General features: G+C 46.3%; 1 pseudogene. It reads left to right on the forward strand.

The annotated features are described in order from the left end of the window. Nucleotides 1-229, forward strand: a pseudogene (locus ACRHOZ_RS21710) (TonB-dependent receptor family protein); the annotation flags it as partial.

Genomic DNA, 229 nt, shown 5'->3' on the forward strand with positions numbered 1-229 from the left:
GGAAGTCTACAAGGAGACCGTTTAAGCCGTAACAGGGAATTCCGAGGTCAATTGAACCTGTTCGGAACCTTTACCCTTCCTCTGTCCAATGCTTTGTATGCCCAAGCTGGCCTGTACCTCAACAGTACGAATTACGATTTCAGGGATTTGTTCAATACGGGTGCTGCCAACACTTCTGCCGAAAGGGATTTTGATGCCATTTTGTTACCCAGTTTAGGGTTCAAATACC

The sequence above is a fragment of the Flagellimonas flava genome, assembly GCF_050617915.1.
In the GTDB taxonomy this organism is placed as follows: Bacteria; Bacteroidota; Bacteroidia; order Flavobacteriales; family Flavobacteriaceae; genus Flagellimonas; species Flagellimonas flava_A.